17 protein-coding genes are annotated in these 21,901 nt (G+C 38.7%); 10 read left to right on the top strand and 7 right to left on the bottom strand.

Translation table 11 applies throughout. From position 1 onward, the window contains the following. The first annotated feature begins 70 nt into the window (after nt 1–70). The 10 genes from ABD915_RS00465 (at nt 71) to ABD915_RS00510 (ending at nt 13,325) form a co-directional block, all read left to right on the top strand. Complete coding sequence (locus ABD915_RS00465; protein WP_345113597.1) at nt 71–808, top strand: tetratricopeptide repeat protein; 738 nt, start codon at nt 71–73, stop codon at nt 806–808. Between the two features lie 192 nt (nt 809–1,000). Next, a complete protein-coding gene (ccmE, locus tag ABD915_RS00470) occupies nt 1,001–1,480 on the top strand; it encodes a cytochrome c maturation protein CcmE (protein WP_345113600.1) in 480 nt (159 codons plus the stop codon). A gap of 7 nt (nt 1,481–1,487) precedes the next feature. Continuing rightward, complete coding sequence (locus tag ABD915_RS00475) at nt 1,488–3,473, top strand: heme lyase CcmF/NrfE family subunit (RefSeq protein ID WP_345113603.1); 1,986 nt, start codon at nt 1,488–1,490, stop codon at nt 3,471–3,473. Next, entirely contained in the window at nt 3,470–3,952 is a 483-nt protein-coding gene (locus tag ABD915_RS00480) for a cytochrome c-type biogenesis protein (RefSeq protein ID WP_345113606.1), read from the top strand. Before ABD915_RS00475 ends, ABD915_RS00480 begins: the two co-directional genes overlap by 4 nt. Before the next feature lie 162 nt (nt 3,953–4,114). Then, nucleotides 4,115–5,626, top strand: coding sequence for a Do family serine endopeptidase (locus ABD915_RS00485; RefSeq protein ID WP_345113609.1), 1,512 nt, complete (start codon nt 4,115–4,117; stop codon nt 5,624–5,626). A 76-nt stretch (nt 5,627–5,702) separates the two neighbouring features. Further along, the gene (locus tag ABD915_RS00490; RefSeq protein ID WP_345113612.1) at nt 5,703–6,389 is read left to right on the top strand and encodes a winged helix-turn-helix domain-containing protein; all 687 of its coding nucleotides are present in this window, start codon (nt 5,703–5,705) and stop codon (nt 6,387–6,389) included. Next, nucleotides 6,386–7,768 carry a sensor histidine kinase gene (locus tag ABD915_RS00495; RefSeq protein WP_345113617.1) on the top strand — a complete coding sequence of 461 codons (1,383 nt, stop codon included), beginning with the start codon at nt 6,386–6,388 and terminating at the stop codon, nt 7,766–7,768. Before ABD915_RS00490 ends, ABD915_RS00495 begins: the two co-directional genes overlap by 4 nt. 92 nt (nt 7,769–7,860) lie before the next feature. Then, nucleotides 7,861–10,785: a bifunctional [glutamine synthetase] adenylyltransferase/[glutamine synthetase]-adenylyl-L-tyrosine phosphorylase gene (locus ABD915_RS00500; RefSeq protein WP_345113620.1), complete on the top strand. Its 2,925-nt coding sequence runs from the start codon at nt 7,861–7,863 to the stop codon at nt 10,783–10,785. A gap of 498 nt (nt 10,786–11,283) precedes the next feature. Beyond that, a complete protein-coding gene (locus tag ABD915_RS00505) occupies nt 11,284–12,102 on the top strand; it encodes an outer membrane protein (protein ID WP_345113623.1) in 819 nt (272 codons plus the stop codon). A 698-nt stretch (nt 12,103–12,800) separates the two neighbouring features. Next, nucleotides 12,801–13,325: a methylated-DNA--[protein]-cysteine S-methyltransferase gene (locus tag ABD915_RS00510; protein ID WP_345113626.1), complete on the top strand. Its 525-nt coding sequence runs from the start codon at nt 12,801–12,803 to the stop codon at nt 13,323–13,325. Between the two features lie 7 nt (nt 13,326–13,332). Here ABD915_RS00510 and ABD915_RS00515 read toward each other — a convergent pair whose 3' ends face one another. The 7 genes from ABD915_RS00515 to thiS form a co-directional block, all read right to left on the bottom strand. Then, nucleotides 13,333–15,654, bottom strand: a complete 2,322-nt coding sequence (locus ABD915_RS00515; RefSeq protein ID WP_345113629.1) for an ATP-binding protein — start codon at nt 15,652–15,654, stop codon at nt 13,333–13,335. A 287-nt stretch (nt 15,655–15,941) separates the two neighbouring features. Next, nucleotides 15,942–18,569, bottom strand: coding sequence for an aminopeptidase N (gene pepN / locus ABD915_RS00520; RefSeq protein ID WP_345113632.1), 2,628 nt, complete (start codon nt 18,567–18,569; stop codon nt 15,942–15,944). A gap of 78 nt (nt 18,570–18,647) precedes the next feature. Beyond that, entirely contained in the window at nt 18,648–19,466 is an 819-nt protein-coding gene (locus tag ABD915_RS00525; protein WP_345113635.1) for a uracil-DNA glycosylase, read from the bottom strand. A gap of 108 nt (nt 19,467–19,574) precedes the next feature. Continuing rightward, the gene (locus tag ABD915_RS00530) at nt 19,575–20,333 is read right to left on the bottom strand and encodes a hydroxymethylpyrimidine/phosphomethylpyrimidine kinase (RefSeq protein WP_345113932.1); all 759 of its coding nucleotides are present in this window, start codon (nt 20,331–20,333) and stop codon (nt 19,575–19,577) included. Beyond that, nucleotides 20,324–20,929, bottom strand: coding sequence for a thiamine phosphate synthase (locus ABD915_RS00535; RefSeq protein ID WP_345113638.1), 606 nt, complete (start codon nt 20,927–20,929; stop codon nt 20,324–20,326). Before ABD915_RS00535 ends, ABD915_RS00530 begins: the two co-directional genes overlap by 10 nt. Then, the gene (locus tag ABD915_RS00540; protein WP_345113642.1) at nt 20,926–21,699 is read right to left on the bottom strand and encodes a thiazole synthase; all 774 of its coding nucleotides are present in this window, start codon (nt 21,697–21,699) and stop codon (nt 20,926–20,928) included. The genes ABD915_RS00535 and ABD915_RS00540 overlap by 4 nt, the downstream gene beginning before the upstream one ends. Nucleotides 21,700–21,703: 4 nt before the next feature. Further along, nucleotides 21,704–21,901 carry a sulfur carrier protein ThiS gene (gene thiS / locus ABD915_RS00545; protein WP_345113645.1) on the bottom strand — a complete coding sequence of 66 codons (198 nt, stop codon included), beginning with the start codon at nt 21,899–21,901 and terminating at the stop codon, nt 21,704–21,706.

Consider the following 21,901-nt stretch of genomic DNA (forward strand, 5'->3'; position numbering starts at 1 on the left):
TGTTCTAACGAATGAGAGGGGTAGGATCATTGATTACGTTTTTTAATTCTTGTGTCGGTACCAACGTGCTATGCTATTGTTAATTTTGGTTGCACTTTTTTTTATTTTGTTAACGATTTCTCTTTTTTTCTCGTTGCATTTTAACTGTGAATCTCCCCCAAATAGGTGCATTTCAGCTACTAATATTTACAGAAGTTGTATGCGTCTGGTTGAATCTGATAAGTTTTGCAAGCATTGTAAAACTATACGAACTATTAAAGCTCTTGGTATTTTGTTTGTTCTTCTTATGACATGGAGCATTTATGCTTTAACAGGCAATCCAGAAGTTAAAAGTTATTTTTTTAGTGAGTTAATGGATAAGGATCCAAAGGCGCTCAATAAGCATGAACAACTTGTTCGTTTGCATGTGCTTTTTCTTCGTACACCTAATGATGGAAGGTTAGCGGACGCGTTGGCAGTAGGATACCTCGAGGAAGGTCATTTTCAGGATGCTGTGAACATTTATTTAGATGCACTTCGCTTAAATGGAGAAACAGCTCCAAGACTTGTGGGGTATGGTTTAGCATTAGTTGGTTATGAGGAGGGAATGATTACGCAAGAAGCAGAAAATGCTTTTCAAAAGGCTGCGGATTTGGCGCCAAATGATTTTTATCCTCGTTTATTGTTAGCTGAAGCGCTTCGCCAAGAGGGTAAGTCTGTACAGGCAGTGCAGTTTTTAGAAAATTTTCTTGATACAATGCCTAAGGATTTTGTAGGGCGATTGCGTGTTGAAGAGAAGATAATTCAGTTACGTGATTTATCAAAATAAAATACTCAGAAAGTGAGTATGTCCAGTTTAAGATCATTAAAACTAGGAGAGAAACATTCAGGAGGTTAGGGATATTGGATAAGAAGTTGTCCCGGTATACAAGATATGCGAGGCTCTTAAAAAATAAGGCATAAGAATAATGAATGAATGTTTATACAACGCATTTATAAAAGTATTTTTCGTAGAGTGTCTATGAACAGTCAATCTTTTAAGAATTCTCCTTCATTGAAAGTTATTTTAAAGCAGCGGAAAAAAAACCGGTTGCTGATGATTTTCTTATGCTTTTTTGTTGTGGGAATTGCGACAAGTCTTATCATGTACGCAATGCGTAATGCGGTGAGTTTTTTTCGGATGCCTTCTGAAATTACAAAAGAAGATATTCTCATGGGGCGCTCTTTGCGTTTAGGCGGTTTTGTTGAGAAAGGAACGGTTCAATATCTTGGGAAGATGAAAGTTACTTTTTTCGTAACGGATAATGCAAAACACGAAAAAGTTATTTTTGATGGTATTTTACCTGATCTTTTTCGTGAAGGGCAAGGTGTTATCGTGGAAGGGTATTTTGATGAACGGGGTTTTTTTATTGGTAAGCGTGTTTTGGCAAAACATGATGAAACTTATATGTCTAAAGAAACAGCTGATCGCTTGAACAAACATAACAGTATGGAGAAATAATTCGATCGTGCTTGTTGAACTGGGTCATATTTTTTTAGCCGCAGCGTTTGCAGTGAGTTTATTAGAGGCATTTTTACCGGCTTTGGGTGTTTGGTGGGAAGAGCGTTCGTTGATGCAGACAGTAATTCCCTTAACATATATCACTTTTGCATTACTACTCTTATGTTTTTTGATTATTGTTCATGCCCATATCGTATCTGATTTTTCTGTTTTGAATGTTGTTGAGAATTCTCATTCAGAAAAACCGCTGCTGTATAAAATCACCGGTGTTTGGGGAAACCATGAAGGATCCATGTTGTTATGGGTTTTAAGTCTCGCTTTTTTTAGTACATTGATGGCATTATTTAGCCAACATTTGCCAGAACAATTTAAGGCACTCGTTTTAATATGCCAAAGTTGGATTACAAGCGCTTTTCTTTTATTTATTCTTTTTGTATCGAACCCATTTTTACGTGTTAATCCACCAGCATTGCAGGGAAATGATCTTAATCCTCTTTTACAGGATATCGCTTTGGCAATTCATCCACCACTTCTTTATTTAGGTTATGTTGGTTTTTCACTTTGTTTTTCTTTTGCAATAGCTGCATTGATTAGGGGGCATGTCGATGGGGAGTGGGCACGTTGGGTACGTCCTTGGGTTCTTCTTTCTTGGTGTTTTTTGACATTGGGTATTACGGTTGGGTCCTATTGGGCTTATTATGAGTTGGGATGGGGGGGCTATTGGTTTTGGGATCCAGTTGAAAATGTTTCGTTTATGCCTTGGCTTTCAGGAACGGCCCTTTTACATTCTGCTCTTGTTCTTGAAAAGCGGGAGACATTGAAAAGTTGGACTTTATTTTTGGCACTTCTGACTTTTTCTCTTTCTTTAATGGGAACTTTTCTTGTTCGTTCGGGTCTCTTAATGTCTGTTCATAGTTTTGCTGTTGATCCAGCACGTGGTGGGGTAATTCTTGCATTTCTATTCTTTTTCACGGGAGGAGCTTTTCTTCTCTTGGCGTTTCGCATACCTGTTTTGAAAGCAGGGAAATTATTTCAGCCAATTTCGCGTGAAGGTTTTATTGTTTTAAATAATTTATTTCTTACAACAATAACAACAACAGTATTAATTGGTACACTCTATCCTTATTTTATTGAAGCATTCACTGGACAAAGAATTTCTGTAGGTGCTGTTTTTTTCAACCTTACCTGTGGGCCTTTAATGGTGTTATTATTGTTGTCAGTTCCTTTTGGATCAATGATGGCATGGAAACGTGGTGATTTTCTTGCGGTTGTTGAGCGATTGTGGTTTGTTTTTATATTAGTTTGTGCAACTTGTTTTATAACATTTTATGCAGCGTCTTTGCGCGATATTTTGGCAGCTTTAGGGGTAGGGCTTTCAGCTTTTGTTTTTTTAGCCAGTTTAGCTGATCTTTGGGGAAAGAGTGGACATCGGAAGATAGCCTTGTCGGTTAGGGTTAAGAGATTCATTGGATTACCATGGTCCGTTTTTGGCACTGCAATGGCGCATATGGGCTTAGGCATTACATTGTTTGGTATTACCTGTGTTGCGACTTTCTCACAAGAGCGTATTCTAACGATGCATGTAGGAGATAGGGTTACAATAGCAGATAAAACGATTTGCTTTGAAAAAGTGCATGAAGGCGCTGGACCGAATTATTCTGCAATGGAGTTTAATTTTAAAATATATGAAAATACAAATGCAGTTCGTAATGTAATGGCATCAAAGCGATTTTATTCAAGTCAGAATACGTCAACAACGGAAGTTGGTATTCAAAATCATGGCTTATCTCAGTTATATATTGTGCCGAGACATATAGATGATCAGGGACTTGTTGTGCATATCTGGTGGAAGCCTTACGTGATTTGTGTTTGGTTAGGGGGATTGATGATGGCTATGGGGGGCTGTCTTTCTCTTTTGGGGTATTGGTTTCGTATTGAGTTACATCGACGTATAGCCTTTTGCTTTAAATTTGTTGAAAAGGCATTGAGATGACAAAGGGACTGTTTTGGACTTTGCTTTTTTTAGTCACTCTTTTTTTTCTGCCGTTAGCGAGAGCAGTGGAGCCAGATGAAATTTTACAGGATAAAGCTTTGGAAGCACGTGCGCGTGAGATTTCATCATATCTGCGTTGCCCAGTTTGCCAAAACCAATCAATTGATGATTCAGATGCTGTACTGGCACGTGATTTACGGCTTTTGATCCGTGAACGACTGAAAATGGGAGAGAGCGATCAGCAAGTGATTGATTTTCTCGTTGAGCGATATGGTGTATTTATCCTCTTGAAACCACCATTTAATAAAACAACTTGTTTTTTATGGTTATCACCTTTGATCATTATCACCATGAGCGCAAGTATTATCTTTTTTCGGATAAGACGATACAGATATAAAAAAATAATTACTTTAAATGCTGATAAAAAAACAGCCCAAAATACCACTGGGTTAAAAGAGATGTTACATGAAGAAAAATGAGGTCGTTGAAATTAGGAATTCAGCTTTATTGATAACTGTGCATTGTTGTGACTTTAAATCTTACAAAATTTTAATAATTTAGACAGGAAATGGTAAGGTCTAGTGTTTTATAAGTGATCGGGATCTGGTAAAAAAATATGACTGAATAGGAGCGTATACCAAATGGTTAAAAAAACTTTTTTCACAACATTAGCGGCAGTAAGTTTTTCTGCGGCTTTGGAGGCTGCGTTGTTTTTTAGTGGATGTGGATCAAGCTTGTGGACGACAGAGGCTCGTGCAAATTCTGTATTGACTTCGTTAGCGCAACAGGAAGGGTTTGCAGATCTTGTTTCTAAAGTAAAATCTGCGGTTGTTGCAGTGCAAGTGAAGGGTGATAAAAAGAAAGAAGAATGGTCCTTTAGCAATTTTTTTAGTGGTCCGGGCATTGACCAATTACCAGATCAACATCCTTTGAAAAGGTTTTTTAAAGAGTTTTATGAGCTTGATAGACCTAAAAAAAAGTTTTCACAGCGTTCGCATAAACTTCATCCTATAGCTTTTGGATCGGGTTTTTTTATTTCGTCTGATGGTTATATTGTGACTAATAATCATGTGATTGCTGACGGCAAAAGTTATTCTGTCGTTCTTGATGACGGTACAGAATTGGACGCAAAGCTCGTTGGGACAGATTTACCAACTGACCTTGCAGTATTGAAAGTAAATGACAAAAGAAAATTTTCGTATGTTGATTTTGGTGATGATTTAAAGCTTCGCGTTGGTGATTGGGTTGTTGCTATCGGTAATCCATTTGGCTTTGGTGGAACTGTAACAGCAGGTATTGTTTCGGCGCGTGGACGTGATATTGGTACTGGTGCTTATGGGGATTTTATTCAGATTGATGCTGCTGTGAATAGAGGAAACTCTGGTGGTCCAACTTTTGATCTTAATGGAAAGGTTGTTGGAGTTAATACAGCGATTTTTTCTCCTTCTGGAGGAAACGTAGGAATTGCTTTTGCTATTCCGGCAGGGACAGCGAAGCAGGTTGTGCAGCAACTTATTGAAAAAGGTTCAGTTCAGCGTGGTTGGCTTGGGGTTCAGATACAGCCTGTAACGAAGGAAATTTCTGACTCGATAGGTTTAAAAGAGGCCAAAGGCGCTTTAGTTACTGATACCTTAAAAGGGCCAGCAGCAAAGGCTGGTATCAAGGCTGGTGATGTAATTATTTCAGTGAATGATGAAAAGATTAATGATACCCGTGATCTGGGAAAACGTATTGCAAGTATTAAACCAGGAGAAACGGTGTCCATAGGTATTTTGAGATCTGGTAAAGAGGAAAGTATTAAAGTTAAATTGACTTCAATGCCTGAAGATGAAGGCGAAAAAGAGGCTTCAAAATATTCGAATAAGCGGAGTGATTCAGATGAAACATTGGAAGATTATGGTTTGATTGTTACTCCTTCTGATGATGGTTTAGGCTTGGTCGTAACTGATGTTGATTCAGATTCCGATGCTGCAGATAAAGGAATACGCCCTGGTGATGTGATTGTAACAGTGAATAATAAAGCTGTTAAAAAGATATCTGATATTACCACGACAATAAAGAATGCTCAAAAAATAGGGCGAACAGCCATACTCCTACAAGTGCAAACAAATGGGCAGAATCGTTTTGTTCCCCTTCCAATTTTAAAAAAATAATACTTTGTGGTAGGGCAGAGGTTTTGTAGACTTCTGTCCTCCAACGGTATTTGATAAAATAACGGAGATGCGTTTTATGAAAATACTCGTTATTGAAGATGATCATGAGACGGGGCGTTATCTTGAGAAAGCTTTTTTGGAGGTAGGACATTCAGTTGATGTTGCGTATGATGGAGATACTGGATATGCTTTAGCTGAAACAGAAAATTATGATGTTATGGTTATTGATCGGATGCTTTTGCATCGTGATGGTCTCTCTATTATTACTGAATTGCGTTCTAAAGGTAATGAAACACCGGTTCTTATCCTTTCAGCTTTAGGGCAAGTGAATGATCGTGTGATGGGTTTGCGTGCAGGGGGGGATGATTATTTAACAAAGCCTTATGCGTTTTCAGAGCTTCTTGCTCGCGTTGAAGTATTGCAACGGCGGAAAAATCCTAAAGAGGCAGAAACTGTTTATTGCGTAGGCAATCTTGAGCTTGATCGGTTAGCACATACAGTGAAACGGGGTGATAAAAATATTATACTTCAACCACGAGAGTTTCGTTTACTTGAATATTTGATGCGATATGCTGGTCAGGTTGTTACACGCACTATGCTTTTAGAGAATGTTTGGGATTACCATTTTGATCCGCAAACAAATGTGATTGATGTCCATATATCGCGGTTGAGAGCAAAGATTGAAAAAGATTTTGATGTTCCGCTTCTCCATACTGTGCGTGGAGCTGGTTATATGCTGAGAGCATCAGACAAAAAAATATGAATCGTTTAATCAGTATAATGCGCACAACTGCGCTAAGGCTTTCTGCACTTTATATTTTACTGTTTGGGTTAGTTGCAACAGGGCTTTCTATTTATATGACGGCGTTTTCTGCTTCATTGTTAACAGAGCAAACTGAACAAGCTCTGCGTGAAGAGTTAGAACGTATCGAAAGCGCTTATAATTATGGTGGTCTCCCTTTATTGATGCGCACTATTGATTACCGTTCACGACAACCAGGAGCTTTCCTTTATCTTGTTACAGATCCTATGGGGCGCATTTTAGCGGGGAATGTTGCGCGTATCGAGGTTGGACTCCTGAAACATAATGGCTTTTTTTCTAATTCTTTTTTGTATTCACGTTTTGGAGAACTTGGCACAACAAGCGAACATCGTGCTTTAGCTATTGTTGTTGATTTACCCAATAGTATGAAGCTTCTTGTCGGTCGTGATTTGGATGAACCGGAACGATTTGTGGCGGTTATTCGTAAAGCTATAATGATTGCTCTTGCAGCAATGGTGGCGGGGGCTTTACTCATATGGTTTTTTGTTGGAAGGCGGGCATTGCAGAGGATTGATCATGTAACGGCTGCATCGCAGCGCTTGATGGAGGGTGATTTCAGTGGACGTTTACCTGTTTCAGGAGTGGGCGATGAGTTTGATCGATTATCGGCTAATCTTAATGTTATGTTAGATCGCATTGAGGAATTAAATATTGGTTTGCGTCAAGTATCGGATAATATTGCTCATGATCTTAAAACCCCGCTGACGCGTTTTAGAAATCGCGCTGAAGAAGCGCTTTCAGGACAAAAGACAGGATTTGAATATCGACAAGTATTGGAGAATGTTATTGCTGAATCAGATCAGCTCATTCGCACTTTTAATGCTATTTTAATGATTTCCCGCATTGAAGCCAGCAGTACAATTGAGCATCTTGAGATGATGAATATGAAGCTAATCCTTGAAGATGCTGTTGAACTTTATGAACCTTTTGCTGAAGAGTCAGGTGTTTTACTTTGGTTAGGGGATACATTTGATAAAGAGCTTAAGTTAAATCGTGAGCTTATTGCGCAATCGATTTTTAATCTTATTGATAATGCGATTAAATATGCATCTAAAGATGGAAGGAAGGCGAAGGTTTGCTTATCGATGGAATATCGTGGTGAACATTTGTTGGTTGTTGTTAGCGATAATGGTCCAGGAATTGCAGCGGATAAACGTGAAAAAGTAACAGAACGATTTGTTCGCCTTGAAGAAAGTCGTACACAGCCTGGTTTTGGTATTGGTTTAAGTATAGCAAAAGCTGTTATGAAACTGCATGGGGGGGAACTATTACTTGAAAATGCAAATCCAGGACTTAGGGCTGTTTTATTATTTCCTTAAAAGGTATTTTTGCTCTTTTTATACGTAACACCAATTTTTTTTGAGTATAAGACAATAAAAAGGAAAGCAAAATGCTTTTGAGGGGAGTGCAGATGGAAAATGCTTTTTTAAAAACACAGCTTCTCCCTTTATGTCCTCTTAATGAGAGTGGTTCTCAATGGTTGAAAGCTATTGAAGAACAAGCGAGAAAAGAAAATTTAGAATCGCTAGTTTCTTACCTTTCAGACAAGGGAAAGCAGACTGATTTTATAAGCGCGGTTATGACCTTATCTCCTTTTTTGCGGGAGGTTTTAATCGCTAATCCATCGTATCTTAGTCCCCTATTGAATGTTGATATAGAGACAAGGCTAAGAGAAATTATAGATGATATTGCGCTCATCGATAAAGATGAATCTATACATGAAATTTCATTGATGGCTGCTTTAAGACACAAAAAACGGGAAGCACATATCCTCATTGCTTTAGCTGATTTGAGTGGTGTTTTTACTCACGAAATTTCATGTGCTTGGTTGACCCGTTTGGGAGAAGTAATATTAAGTGTGGCTCTCCGTTTTCTTTTAAGAGAAGCACATGATCATGGTAAGATAAGTTTATCAAACCGTGATGATCCAGAAAAAGATTGTGGTTTAATCATTTTAGGGATGGGAAAATTAGGGGCAGGAGAACTTAATTATTCTTCAGATATTGATCTTATTGTTTTCATTGATGAGACGTCACCGCATATTGGTGCTCTTTCTGAAAGTATCGATGTATTTTCTAAAATGGTACGCCGATTGATCCGTATTCTTCAAGAACGTACTGCAGATGGATATGTTTTTCGTCTTGATTTTCGGCTTCGACCAGATCCAGGTTCGACCCCTTTGGCTTTACCGGTAAGGACTGCGTTGCGTTATTACGAGGGGCGTGGACAAAATTGGGAAAGAGCAGCTATGATTAAAGCACGTCCAGTTGCTGGCGATAAAAGGGCAGGCGTTAACTTTCTCAAAGAGCTTTTTCCTTATGTGTGGCGGAAATATTTAGATTATGCCGCGATTGCTGATATCCATTCGATTAAACGTCAAATCCATGCGTATAAAAATTATGGTCAAATTGCTGCTTATGGTCATAATGTAAAATTAGGACGAGGTGGTATTCGTGAGATTGAGTTTTTTGTTCAGACACAACAACTCATTGCTGGTGGACGCTTTCCCCAATTACGGGGACGTCAGACAGTTGCAATGTTAGAAGAACTTCACACGCTTGGTTGGATCAGTGAGAAAACGAAAGATAATCTTGTAAAAAGTTATGCTTTTTTACGAAATGTGGAACACCGTATTCAGATGCTTGCAGATGAACAAACGCATCTTCTCCCCAATGATGTTTTGCAATTTACGAGTGTTGCATATTTGATGGGCTATCAAGAGACTAGCAGCTTTATCCGCGATTTATTAAAAACGCTTCAGGTCGTTGAAAGACATTATGCAGCGCTATTTGAGAACGAGCAAGAGCTTGGTTTAGAAATTGGAAATTTAGTTTTTACAGGTGAAAAAGATGATCCGGAGACATTAATAACATTAAGCCGTTTAGGTTTTGAAAGAGCAAGTGATATTTGTCGTATTATGCGCACACTTCATTGTGGGCGTTATAAAGCGACTCAATCTGCTGAAGCACGTGAGAGATTAACAGAATTAACCCCAGCGCTTTTGAAAGCTTTTGGCGCAACAAAACGAGCCGATGAAGCAATGTTGCGTTTTGATAGTTTTTTACAGGGGTTGCCTTCAGGAATACAGCTTTTTAGTTTATTGCAGTCTAATCCCTCTTTGTTGGATATGTTGGTGCTTATCATGGGAGCTGCTCCACGTCTTGCGGAAATTATTACACGAAAACCACATGTTTTTGATGGAATGCTGGATCCAAAAATTTTTTCGGAGTTGCCAACAAGAACTTATTTAGAAAATCGACTTGAATATTTTCTTGAAGACGTAATTTCTTATGAAGAAATTCTCGATCACTTAAGGATTTTCGCTGATGAGCAACGTTTTTTGATTGGTATTCGGATTTTGAATGGTGCAATTACGGGAAATAGAGCAGGTTTTGCATTTACTGCACTTGCTGATCTTATAATTGTAAAAACGTTTACTGCTGTCCAAGAGGATTTTTCTCGTCTTCATGGTAGTATTAAAGGTGGGCGTGTTGGCATATTGGGGATGGGGAAGCTTGGAAGTCGTGAATTAACGGCGGGTTCGGATGTTGATCTTATTTTTCTTTATGAACATGATGAGGATGCAGAAATATCTGATGGGGAGAAGCCGCTTTATGTTTCTCAATATTACACCCGTTTAGCACAGCGTTTTGTTGCGGCTTTATCTACTCCTACAAGCCAAGGTATTCTTTATGCTGTTGATTTAAGATTGCGTCCATTAGGCAATAAGGGGCCTGTTGCTGTTTCTTTTCAATTTTTTAGGAAATATTATCGCGGGCAAGCGTGGATATGGGAACATCTTGCTTTAACACGGGCGCGGGGTGTTGCTGGGGATGCTGATTTTTTGCAAAAATTAGAAAATGAAGTTTGTACAATTATTGCTTTTTCTCGTGATAAGAAAAGCGTTACAAAAGCAGTGCGTGACATGCGTACGTTGATTGAAAAAGAAAAACCACCGGAAAATAAATGGGATTTAAAAACTATGCTTGGTGGTATCATGGATCTAGAATTCATTGCTCAATTTGCTGTTGTTACTCACGTGATTGAGTTTCAAATTGGAGCGACGACAGCAGATATTTTAGCGCGTTTACCAAACAGTTTTCTTAATCAATCATTTATTTCTGATTTACGTCGCGCCTATGATCTCTATACAAATTTAAGTCAAATTATACGCCTTTGCTTAAACGAAGCTCTTAATCCTAATGATATACCACTTGGATTAAGCGATCTTTTGTTAAGCAGTGTTGGAGAACCTGATTTGCCTCGTATTGAAAAATTAATCGAAGAGATGGGGCAAACCGTACGTTTAGTTTTCACACAGGTAATAAAAGCTTGACATGCTCCATGCTAATTTATGAGAAAATTGCACATGGTTTCTAGATAAAATATCAAAAAATTTATGACGGGATGTAAAAAAATAATATACCAAATCAGTAATTTATTGAAAAAATATTTTTTTATAAATTGTTGCTTTCATAAGTTTATCTTATGCATTTTGACCACGGAAACATATCGAGCAAAGTGGGGTAAGAAGCTTTATTTACCGTGTTAGAAATCCTCATTTTCTTTCAAATATGATGTTACGGCTATTCGAACAGTGCCGAGCAATGCTAAAAAGATATACGGTCTATGAAAATTTTTAATAAGATAATTTTCGAGCCAAGATATAAAGAACCAAACAATTTTCGTATCATATTCTGTTTAAAGTTGCTTACACTTTGCCATTAAAATTTCATTTTTTTTGCAACTGTGATATTTTTGCTACAGATTTTTTGAAAAAAATATGAAACCATCCGCGGTATTATGTGTCACATTAGCTTTTAGGGGAGCAATTATGACTACAAAATATTTAATCACAACATCTGTTTTTATTTTAACTTCAGTTTCTGCAGTACAGGCAGCGGACGTTGTAGTTCCTGAACAGCCAGCAGCACCTGTTATTGCAGCTCCGTCCTTTTCTTGGTCAGGTTTTTACCTTGGGGGCCAGATTGGTGGTTTTTCAGGTAAGACTACTTCAAGTTATTTAAAAGGTAAGGATACAGGAAACTGGACTCCAGTTGGAAAGGAGTTTTTGCCTAAACTTTCTGGTTTCGTAGGTGGTATTTATGCAGGTTATAATGTTGATGTAGATAATGGTGTTATTATAGGTATTGATACGGATATAATGTGGTCTGATAAAAAAGACACAAAAGATGTTAAGGCACCGGGGAAAGAGAAAACCGAAGAAGCATCAGAAAAACGAGCAAGAATGATTCGAGCAGAAGAGCCTACGGAAGAAGATGGGGCGGCATCTGATCAAATTGTGCATCATACTTTAAAACAAAAATGGTTTGGTGCTACGCGCGTGCGAATTGGTTTTTCGACTGATCGTATAATGCCTTATGTCGCAGGCGGCGTTGCTTATACGCAGCTTCGAAATATTTATGAGAAGGCAGACAATACAGCTGGTGCTTTTGATTTGTTGCATGATGAGAAGAAAAAGATGGTTGGTTATACCCTTGGAGGTGGTCTTGATTTTGCAATAACTGATAATTTTATTGTACGTGCGGAATATCGTTACTCAGATTATGGTAAGAAGAAATTAGCAAATGATAAAATTGAAATTGGTTACAAAACGAATGATTTCCGTGCTGGTGTAGCGTACAAATTTTAATTTGTTGTGTAGGTTAAATTGTCAGAAAGTCCCATTTTAGAATGGGGCTTTTGTTTTTTAGATATGTGCTGTAAAATTTTCTCTTTATAAGAGAGGTGTCAATCTTATTCGGAGTATTTTTAGTGGAATCCACTTTTCTATTTTTTAGGAACTTGTTTTGTATTTCTGTTATTATAAAATTCTTCATCTAAAAAGTATAAAAAACGCAAATACAGGATTTGTGAGATAATAAATCACCTTTATAACACAATTCAACACGTGTTATACCGATAATGTAGAGTATTCTTTAGATATGACCGATACATCGGCACTATCTGATTCCCCCTTTTTTCTTTCAGAAAGTGTTTTCATGTTTTCATATGGAGTATGGATTAATATCTTCATATCAAAGGATAAACGACTTTTTTAAGCTATAGGCAAAAACGTTTAGTACATTGGTATCTAATATACTAAAATTACATGCTTTAAAATGGTCATCGGTCTGATTGCTTATACTCATTAGAATTCAGTACTGAAAGAACAGGTTAGCTTCTTATTGTGCTATTCCATAAAACTTTTACAATGTAGTTTTTCGTCAATGGTTAAGAAGATGACTTCAGGAAGATTTTTCCTCGCCTTATAGAATGTAAGGAGAAAATTCCCTTTCTTTATTTTATTTATGGGTTTCAAAATCTTTTTAAAATATAAAGAGAGTCATAATGCTGAACATTTCCCAAAAGAGAATATTCTGTCTTAAAAATGTATCGATAGGAGGACTTTTAGTGGCAAAAACTCAAAAAGGGATTTGCAATATAGCATTGGGAAATACGACAGAACAATTGTTACAGGAATTTACGATCCGCTTTGATGATGCGCAACAAGTGACTGATAACAGAATATTTAAGAGAGAAGTTGCGCATATTATAGCAATGATAGAAACGCCCAAGTTGGTAAGGCGACATGATTTTCCCTTAGATATAAATGGCACAGTTTTTCAGCAAAAAGTCTGGGCTGCATTATGTAAAATACCATGTGGTGAAACAATTTCTTATGAAGAGTTAGCACAACATATCGGTATGCCTAAAGCTTTCCGTGCAGTTGCTAATGCTTGCGCGTGTAACGAATTAGCGTTGGTTATTCCTTGTCACCGTGTGGTGCGCAAAAATGGCTTTATTTCAGGTTATCGCTGGGGTGTCGGGCGGAAAAAGATTTTGCTACAACGAGAACAAAAAGAGGGTATTTAAAACAGATTTAACTTTTTTTGATTGGCATTGTAATTGTTACAGTTGTACCTTTCATTTCTTTGGAGATGATTTCAAGTTTCCCTTTGTGTAATTCTAACAGAGATCGTGAGATGGCCAACCCAAGTCCTGATCCGGTATGCGTTTTGGTAAATTGATTTTCAACTTGTTCGAAAGGTTGTCCAAGTTTTTTTATCGCTGATTGAGGAATACCAACTCCTGTATCTTTAATTTTAAAGACAAGATTGTTTTTTTTCTGAAAAGCGCAGACATCAATACTGCCACCAGAAGGTGTAAATTTAACAGCATTCGAAATGAGATTAAGGAAGATTTGTTTCATGGCACGGCCATCAACTTCTGCATGCAGTTCTGGAGCAATGTTTGTTGTAACAGAAATATTTTTTTCTTGAGCCTGTGGTGTGAGTGTTCGCACTGCTTCGCTAATAATGGGCTCAAGATCGATATTTTTACAATCAAGGGTAAATCTACCTGCTTCGATTTTAGACATATCAAGAATATCATTGATGAGTGTTAGAAGATGAGTTCCTGAATTGTAAATATCGTGCATATACTCTTTATAGCGTTCTGAACCAAGAGGGCCAAAGGTAGATTGCAACATGATATCTGAAAAGCCGAGAATAGCATTAAGTGGAGTACGCAATTCATGGGACATATTGGCTAAAAATTCTGATTTAGCTTTGTTTGCACTTTCTGCGCGCTCTTTTTCTGCTTGCAGACTTTTATTAAGTTTTTCAACTTCTGTTGCACGTTGCTGAGCATTTCCTCGTGCACGTTTGAGTTCTTGAATGAAAGAAAAAAGACGTCTTTCACTGTCTTCAAATTTTTCTTGTTGTTGCTTAAGCTCCGAGATGTCCGTACCAATACAGACAAGTCCGCCATCTTGGGTGCGCCGTTCATTGATTTTGAGCCAACAGCCGTCTGCTGTTTGGCGAATGCTGGTTAAGTTACCAGTGCCGTCATCTTTGAGGGGATATTCACTGATTGCAGGGCGAGCCATAGCTTCGACGGTTGCACGTTGGATGCCTGATTGTAGAACCTGTTTAGGGATAGCAGCATATTCGCAAAATTTGCTGTTGGACATGACTAAACGTCCCTCTGAATCCCACAAGACGAAAGATTCCGAAATATTTTCAATAGCATCACGAATACGAAGGTCGGCTTGCGCTGTTTGTTCAGCGAATTGACGCTGCTCACTAATATCGAAGGAAATACCAACCAAATGGGGTTCTTCTTCTTCAGTAACTTCGGCACGAATGCGCATCCATACATAATGGCCATCGGCATGGCGCATGGGAACGTTAATATCGATATGCTTTTTTTTACCGCTCATTAATTCCTGAGCAAGATCAAAAAAGTTCGCATCATTTGGATTAATAATGGCGGTGATTTGGGAAATTGACAGCAGTGCATCTTGAGGCACATAGCCGAGCATTTCATACATTGCTCGTGACCAATACACACGTCCACTAGCCATATTCCAGTCCCACAGTCCACAGCGTCCACGCATCATTGCCATATCAATGCGGTTTTGAATTTTTTCTGAAACAAGATCCGTTTTACGTGCTCGTACAATTTGATTGTAATAAGCATAGAGAAGAGCGAGGATAACTCCGCTAGTTCCTATGAACAGAGTTATATTTAACGAGAGAATTTTCCGCCATTCTATGTAAATATGTTGCATTTTTTCACTGATGAATACACCATATTGTCTATTTTCTGTTTGGCTGAATGAAGCGAGAGCAGGGGTATCTTTTCCTATTGTAATTTTCATGATTCCAGCGTCTTGTCCCAGAGAACGTAAAGCAATGCTTTCAGAAGTGAAATCTTGTAAAGGTTTTCCTAAAACTATCTCTGAACTGGATGAAGCTAGAATATTTCCCTTTTGATCGACAATAGCAATAACAGTGCTGTTTTTGATAAAACCTTTGTTACGAAAATTGGTAAGAATATTTTGTAAATGGTTGTGAGAAAGAGCAGCAGCTTTTCCTTGTCGAGTGGCGGCAAGTAAGTCACGGTCAATTGTATTGGTGATATGAGAAGCTAAGAGAGTGATGGTAGAACGCGTGTTCTTATCAAGAGTGTTGCGCCAATCATAGATTAACACAAAACGAGTTACGGCTAGCACAACAAGAAATGCAATAATTACAAATGGAAGTGAACGACGCAGCCAAGGTTCAATAAAGAGAAGCTTTTGATAGGCTGAACCAGAAAACAGATCGGTACGCTCTGTACGCGCTTTGTGACTTTGAGCGCTCGACTTTGAATCAGCACATACCTCCGTTGGAGCATGATATGCGTCCAATTTAGCCATTTCTAGTTCCTTTAATTATGGAATAATGTAATTTAAAAACTGCTTCGATATTCATAGTAACCCCATAGGGGCAATGAATCAAAACAGGAGTCCTCTGTCCAGTCTTTTTTTAAAAAAAGCTATTTTACTTTTATGGGGTGTGGATTACGGAAATAAAAAGGAACTTTAAAATGACCTATAAACAGGTTGAAGGAACCTGTTTATAGGAGGATTATTACTCGCGTAATGCTTTGATATTATTTTATCAATGATATTGTAACATACTGATTATAAATATTTTTTTACCTTTAAGCGAGGAGACGAGAGATGATATCAGCCACATCGCTTGACAATTGAGGAGCCGCTGCAATTGTTTTTAATGCGGTTTCAAGTTTTTGTTGCCGAATGGGCTCTAATTGTCGCCAAGAGCGCATGGTTGTTAATAACCATGAAGCAAGTTGTGGATTTTTTTTATCAATTTCCAAAATGATTTGGCAAAGAAAATCATAGGAGGCACCATCAACTCTATGAAAACCCGTGAGATTGTGAGAGACGAAGACACCAATCAAGGCTCGTACCCGATTGGGATTATCTTTTGAAAAGAGCGGATGCTGCATGAGTTTTTGAACATGATCGAGTGTTGAAAGACCTGCAACCATTGCTTGAATGGAGAACCATTTATCCATAACCAAAGGGTCATGCTGATATCGGCTTTCAAAATCATTTAAGGCATTTTGCGCCTGCTCACTTTCGTTAAAGCGTTTTACTAACGTGGTTATACTAGCCATGCGGTCAGTCATATTATCAGCTGTTGCATATTGTGTAGCAGCACGATTTGGTTGAGCTTCTGCTATGGAAAGGTAGTCGAGTATTATATTCCGTAATGCTCGTTTTCCAGCTTGTGCAGTACTTGGTGAATAGGGCTCATTGCTCTCCATTTGCATATAAACTTTTGTGAAGAGTTCTTGATGTGTATGTGCAAGGGAAGCTAAATACTGATTGCGCACATGGTGAATACGTTCTGGATCAACATTTTTACCAATTGTATGGGCAAGCTCAACTTCGCTCGGTAAACTTAAACAAAATGCGCGAAACTCTGGTTCAAGGCTTTCATCTTTAATGATAGCTTCCGTCAATTTTAGCAAGGCAGAGGGCATGTCTACTATTGCTGGTGTTTTATCTTGAATGGCTTGAATGAGGGCTTGCGTCATCAAATGGTTAAGTGACTGCCAGCGATTAATTTGATTGCTATCATTTTGTGCAAGAAAGGTGAGTTCGCTTTCATTGCATGGAGTTTGTAGATTGATAGGCGCAGAGAAGTCTCTAAGCAGTGATAAAACCGGTTTTTCTCTCACTCCTCTTAATATGAATGTTTGGTTTTCTTTGGAGAGAAGCATAGTATCTGATTGAATATCCGCGTCAGTTTCATAGGTGAGAGATTCTCCATTATCTCCTAAGAGTCCAAAAGCGATAGGGATAAGCATAGGTTTTTTTATATTTTGTTGCGGTGTTGTTGGAATATATTGTTTTGCATGAATCGTGAGAACGCCATCACTATAATGGTGGTCAATTTCTACATGGGGTGTGCCGGCTTGTTCATACCACAGCATGAATTGTGAGAAGTCTCGATCAGAGACTTCAGCAAAACAGGCAATGAAATCTTCAATTGTGCAAGCTTGTCCATCATGACGTTGAAAATAGAGATCCATACCTTTACGGAAAAGAGCAGGGCCTAAAATGGTATGTACCATGCGAACAACTTCTGCACCTTTTTCATAAACGGTTGCGGTATAAAAGTTATTGATTTGGCTATATTGGCGAGGGCGGACAGGATGGGCAAGTGGTCCAGAATCTTCAGTAAATTGCCGAGCTTTCAATGTTTTTATATTTTCAATACGCTGTAGGCTACGAACATTTTGATCTGAGGAAAATTCTTGATCACGGTAGACAGTTAAGCCCTCTTTTAAACAAAGCTGAAACCAATCACGACAAGTAATACGATTACCAGTCCAATTATGGAAATATTCATGTGCAATGACGCGTTCAACATTTCTATAATCCTGATCGGTTGCGGTTTCAGGATCGGCCAGAACATATTTATCATTAAAAATGTTAAGCCCTTTGTTTTCCATTGCACCCATGTTAAAGTCGGAAACAGCAACAATATTGAAAACATCAAGGTCATATTCGCGCCCGAAGCGTTGTTCATCCCAACGCATGGAGCGTTTGAGAGCATCCATTGCGTAGGTTGCACGTTTGGTTTTTCCTTTTTCAACATAGATACCAAGTTCGATACGTCGACCAGATACAGTGATAAAATGGTCTTCCAATTTATCAAGATTACCGCCAACAAGAGCAAAGAGATATGATGGTTTGGGATGAGGATCTTCCCAAGTGGCAAAATGACGGTTATCCTCAAGAGTTCCTGTTTCCACAAGATTGCCATTGGAAAGCAAGATAGGGATTTCCTGAGAATCCGCTTCAATTGTTACTGTATAAGTAGAAAGAACGTCTGGGCGATCGTAAAAATAAGTCATACGACGAAAACCTTCCGATTCACATTGTGTGCAATAGACACCGTTTGAAAGATAAAGTCCCATGAGTTGGCGGTTATTTTCAGGATTCAGTTCTGTGACCAATTGCAACGTGAAAGGGGCTGCTGGTGGGGTTGTAATTTCTAGACGTGAAGGCGTGCTTTTATAAGCGTTTTCAGATAATACTTCTCCATTGATAGCAACAGAAATGAGAGTAAGATCATCACCAGAAAGCACAAGAGGCATTCTTTCTTTTGTATTTTGGCGCGCTTCAATGAACAATGTTGCTGTCACAGAGGTTTTTGTTGGTGCTAAACGGAAATAAAGCTGTGTTTTAGGAATAGCGTAAGGTGTTGGTTGGTAATCTTCTAAACGATACATGGGGGGGGCTGATTGTTGCATAATTTTTTCCTGATTTATATTTTAAGAGTGCGAATTAACGAAAAAGTATGTGTGTATTGGTGGGTAAAGGTTAAAGAATTACGAGAGATTATTTAAGCGGTTTTTTACTTCTAAGAAGTCTATCCATGTAAGCTTTTTTTGACTTGGAGTTCTGAGCAGATAAGCGGGATGAAAAGTTGGCATAACAGGTATTTCAACCTCATCTTTCCCCACATAGGTGAGCCATTTTCCTCTTGTTCGGATAATTCCATCTTGAGTTCCGGTAAGAAATTGCGTAGCAACGCCTCCTAGTGCTATGAGGACACGGGGCTTAGCCAGTTGAATATGTCGTTCAACAAAAGGGCGGCATAATGCAACTTCTCTTGGTGTTGGTGTGCGATTTCCTGGTGGACGCCATGGGATAGTATTGGTTATGTAAACATTTTGTCTTGTCAATCCGATTGCTGCGAGTATTTTATTAAGCAGCATACCAGCTTTTCCTACAAAAGGAATACCTTGTATATCTTCCTCACGTCCTGGTGCTTCTCCTATAAGCATGAGTGCACTTCCCGCTGTTCCATCTGAAAAACAGGTGTTTTTCGCTGTCAGTTTTAAGGAGCAGCCATTAAAAGCGAGAAGAGCAGACTTTAATTCATCAAGTGTATTCGCCTTTTTTGCCATTTCTACGGCTGAGAGTGCGTGTTGCGTAATATCGGAATGAGGCAATGGGGAGCTATGCTGTTTTATGATAGGTGGTGCTTGTTGGTGATGAGGACTGTCAATTACCTTCTTTAATTTTTTCTCTGGTTGACTAAAGCGGTCAATGGGTGCATCAGTCAGCACACCATCAACACCACTTTCTTTGTAGAATCTCAGAAGTTCTTCATACGAGATTGAGTACTGAGTTTGGTTTAACATTGTATTTTTTCTTACTCATCGATCCACTCATGAATAGAGCAGACAGAATTATTCTTCAAGCTTTATGATGTTTTCGTTGCTAATTTTATTATAAGAATGCCGTTAAGTTTAGGACTCTTTGTGACAGTGGTTTAAAAGTAATGTGTGGGTATATGCTTTTGCTTTTTTTACCGCTTCAGTCATAGTTTCATTTAGCGCCAAATGTGCAGCAATAGCGCTGGAAAGGGTACAACCTGTTCCTCGCATTGTTCCTGTTAAGCGTGGCGCAGAAATGTTTATGATTTCATCTTTGTCAATAAAGCTATCGATTGCAAGGGGACCGTCAGCATGTCCGCCTTTTATCAATATAGAGCGTGGACCAAATGACAGAAGTTTTTTTGCTTGTTGTATTGTTTCTTCATAATGAGATGCTAATGGACTTTGGCTAAGAAGAGCGAGTTCTTCTCTATTCGGTGTTAAAAGATCAACATGAGGAAGCAGTTTATCGATCATAGTGTCGATGATTGTTTCCATTGTTAGTTTTCCACCTGATGAAGCGCCAAGTACAGGATCCAGAATAACTGGAATATGGGGATAGTTTTTGAGTACGTTACAGATTGCTGCTATAATCGCTTTTGTCCCTGTCATACCGATTTTTATCGCGCTTATGGGATTTGCTTCTAGAGCTATACGCATTTGCGCGGCGACGATTTCCCCATCCATTGGAACAATTTCAACAACGTGGTTGTCATCTTGTACATTAACACAAGTGATTGCTAAATTTGCTTTTATTTTAAAATGTGCAGCTGTTTCTATATCACGGACAACACCAGCACCCCCTGTTGGATCAGTGCCCGCAACGATAAGAAGAGAAGGTATCAACGCCATGCGTGTGTCATCTTTATCCATTGTTTAACACGCTCTTCTGGTTTTTTATGGAGAATAATATCGGTCACAACAGCGGCACTATTTGCTCCTGCTTTTAAAACACCAATTGCGCGTTGAGGTGTTAAACCACCAATACCAACCAAAGGTAAAGCACCAATCCGCTTTTTCCATTGTTTGATTTTTTCTAGTCCTTGCGGCATCCATTTCATTTTTTTTAAGATTGTCGGATAAATAGGACCAAGTGCAATATACTCAGGATTAACAGAGAGCGCGATATCCAATTCCTGTTCATCATGTGTACTCAGACCAACTTTTATACCACTTTTACGAATTGCGTGAAGATCAGCATTGCTTAGGTCTTCTTGTCCCAGATGAATAAAATGACACTTTTCATCAATGGCTATTTCCCAATAATCATTAATAATTAATTGTGCTCCCAATTGATCGCATATGTTTTTTGCGCGCTTAATATGTTGAGTGATTATTTTTGGATTTTCATGTTTCATACGCAATTGTACGAGTTTAACTCCAAGAGGGACCAAACGTTCAACCCAATCCGCGTTATCAACGATGAGGTAAAAGGGATCCAGTTTCATGAAAATACTGCTTTTCCAATAACTGGCGTTGAAGGGACTGCTACATTGCGTGCTTCCAGCATTCCTGCTTTATATCCCATACGTCCTGCCTGGATCGCTTTAGCAAATGCTTCAGCCATTAAGACAGGATCACCTGCTTTAGCAACCGCGGTGTTAAGAAGTACCGCATCATAACCGAGTTCCATAGCAATAGCGGCATGTGATGGGCGTCCAATACCGGCATCAATAACAAGAGTAACATCAGGAAGGTAAGCGCGGATAGAACGCAATCCATCAGTATTATGAGGTCCTTTGGCAGAACCGATAGGAGCGCACCAAGGCATAATAACACGGCAACCAACGTCTACAAGTTTTTCAGCAACAATAAGATCATCTGTTGTATAAGCAAAAATTTTGAAACCTTCATTATTTAAAATTTGTGCGGCTTCGATTAAGGAAAAGACATTTGGCTGTAAGGTGTCTGGATTACCGATGACTTCGAGTTTAATCCAAGCTGTTTTAAAAAGATCTCGTGCTAATTGCGCTGTGGTTACGGCCTCTTTGACAGTATAACAACCTGCGGTGTTCGGAAGCACTGTTACTCCCAGTTCTTGAAGAAATTGCCAAAATTGTCCACCTTGTTTTCCATTTGCCGTTTCTCGGCGCAAGGAAACAGTTACAATTTCTGTATTCGATTTATGAATAGCATCACGAAGGATTGCTGGTGAAGGATATTGAGCTGTACCTAATAGAAGACGGGAAGAGAATTGTCGTCCATAAAGATTCAGCATAGTTTTAGCCTCCTTGCATTGGGCTTAAAATTTCAATTTTATCTCCTTCATGCAAGATAAATTGGCTTCGTGCATCTACGGGAATAACCTCAGCGTTAACAGCAGTTGCTAGCCAATTTCCTTCATACCCCAATTCTTCAAGCAAGAGATTGAGAGAGGTGACTTCTGTTTGGACTGTTTCACCATTAACAAATATTTGCAT

Source organism: Bartonella jaculi (assembly GCF_039543045.1).
GTDB lineage: Bacteria > Pseudomonadota > Alphaproteobacteria > Rhizobiales > Rhizobiaceae > Bartonella > Bartonella jaculi.

Bases quoted from the DNA above. Each gene is read 5' to 3' on its own strand.
- ABD915_RS00465 (WP_345113597.1), top strand. From the start codon at position 71: ATGCTATTGTTAATTTTGGTTGCACTTTTTTTTATTTTGTTAACGATT.
- ccmE (WP_345113600.1), top strand. From the start codon at position 1,001: ATGAACAGTCAATCTTTTAAGAATTCTCCTTCATTGAAAGTTATTTTA.
- ABD915_RS00480 (WP_345113606.1), top strand. From the start codon at position 3,470: ATGACAAAGGGACTGTTTTGGACTTTGCTTTTTTTAGTCACTCTTTTT.
- ABD915_RS00485 (WP_345113609.1), top strand. From the start codon at position 4,115: ATGGTTAAAAAAACTTTTTTCACAACATTAGCGGCAGTAAGTTTTTCT.
- ABD915_RS00490 (WP_345113612.1), top strand. From the start codon at position 5,703: ATGAAAATACTCGTTATTGAAGATGATCATGAGACGGGGCGTTATCTT.
- ABD915_RS00495 (WP_345113617.1), top strand. From the start codon at position 6,386: ATGAATCGTTTAATCAGTATAATGCGCACAACTGCGCTAAGGCTTTCT.
- ABD915_RS00500 (WP_345113620.1), top strand. From the start codon at position 7,861: ATGGAAAATGCTTTTTTAAAAACACAGCTTCTCCCTTTATGTCCTCTT.
- ABD915_RS00505 (WP_345113623.1), top strand. From the start codon at position 11,284: ATGACTACAAAATATTTAATCACAACATCTGTTTTTATTTTAACTTCA.
- ABD915_RS00510 (WP_345113626.1), top strand. From the start codon at position 12,801: ATGCTGAACATTTCCCAAAAGAGAATATTCTGTCTTAAAAATGTATCG.
- ABD915_RS00515 (WP_345113629.1), bottom strand. From the start codon at position 15,654: ATGGCTAAATTGGACGCATATCATGCTCCAACGGAGGTATGTGCTGAT.
- pepN (WP_345113632.1), bottom strand. From the start codon at position 18,569: ATGCAACAATCAGCCCCCCCCATGTATCGTTTAGAAGATTACCAACCA.
- ABD915_RS00525 (WP_345113635.1), bottom strand. From the start codon at position 19,466: ATGTTAAACCAAACTCAGTACTCAATCTCGTATGAAGAACTTCTGAGA.
- ABD915_RS00530 (WP_345113932.1), bottom strand. From the start codon at position 20,333: ATGGCGTTGATACCTTCTCTTCTTATCGTTGCGGGCACTGATCCAACA.
- ABD915_RS00535 (WP_345113638.1), bottom strand. From the start codon at position 20,929: ATGAAACTGGATCCCTTTTACCTCATCGTTGATAACGCGGATTGGGTT.
- ABD915_RS00540 (WP_345113642.1), bottom strand. From the start codon at position 21,699: ATGCTGAATCTTTATGGACGACAATTCTCTTCCCGTCTTCTATTAGGT.
- thiS (WP_345113645.1), bottom strand. From the start codon at position 21,901: ATGCAAATATTTGTTAATGGTGAAACAGTCCAAACAGAAGTCACCTCT.